The organism is Acinetobacter sp. 228 (assembly GCF_048147885.1).
Genome location: NZ_JAYWYV010000575.1, coordinates 1 through 1,056, shown reverse-complemented (window position 1 = coordinate 1,056; position 1,056 = coordinate 1). Strand labels below are relative to the sequence as shown.

General features: G+C 40.8%; 1 protein-coding gene and 1 pseudogene. One reads left to right on the top strand and one right to left on the bottom strand.

Features of this window, described 5'->3' with window-relative positions:
* Window positions 1-102: pseudogene (locus VXQ92_RS20930) on the top strand (OsmC family peroxiredoxin); the annotation flags it as partial.
* Window positions 103-156: 54 nt separating this feature from the next.
* Here the strand turns inward: VXQ92_RS20930 and VXQ92_RS20925 are convergent.
* On the bottom strand, window positions 157-1,056 hold a 900-nt coding region (locus tag VXQ92_RS20925), incomplete at its 5' end, for a transketolase-like TK C-terminal-containing protein (protein ID WP_416683059.1).

The following is a 1,056-nucleotide window of genomic DNA, read 5'->3' as shown; positions in this document are numbered from 1 at the left end:
ACTGAGGATCAGCATAAAAGATTATTAAAAGTTGCTGAAAACTGCCCTATTCATAAGCTTTTAACGTCTAATATTACGATCCAAACTGAACTTAACATTTAAATAGCTCATAAAAAAAGCGCCCCAATCGGGACGCTTTTTATTCTGCTCAAAAGATTAAGCAGTTAACTCTTTTACCGCAGCAACTACAGCCTCAGTTGTAATACCGAAGAATTGGAACAAGTCTTTTGCTGGTGCTGACTCACCATAAGTTGTCATACCAATTACTTTGCCATCAAGACCAACAAACTTCCACCAGTAGTCAACATGAGCAGCTTCTACAGCAACACGTGCACGAATGTGAGCTGGTAATACTGCTTCACGATATGCAGCATCTTGTTTCATGAACTCTTCTGCACATGGCATAGAAACAACACGAACACCTTCAAGTTGAGCATAAGCTTCCATTGCTAAAGAAACTTCTGAACCAGTAGCAATAATAATTGCTTTCAACTCACCTTTCTCTTGAGCAAGAACATAACCACCTTTTGCCGCATTTTGGATTTGCTCTTCAGTACGCGTTTGGAATGGTAAGTTTTGACGAGAGAAAATAAGTGCTGTAGGTCCATCTTTACGCTCTAAAGCAGATTTCCACGCAATCGCTGTTTCTACAGTATCAGCAGGACGCCAAGTATTTAAGTTTGGTGTACCACGTAAAGAAGCAATTTGTTCAATTGGTTGGTGTGTTGGACCATCTTCACCTAAACCGATTGAGTCATGTGTATACACATGAATCACGCGCTGTTTCATTAATGCAGACATACGTACCGCATTACGTGCATATTCCATAAACATTAAGAACGTTGCAACGTAAGGAATGAAGCCGCCATGCAATGCAACACCGTTAGCGATTGCAGTCATACCGAACTCACGTACACCATAATACACGTAGTTACCAGCCGGGTTTTCTTGAACGCCTTGGCAACCTTTCCAAAGTGTTAAGTTAGAACCTGCCAAGTCCGCAGAACCACCTAATAATTCAGGTAATAAAGGACCAAATGCTTGTAATGTGTTTTG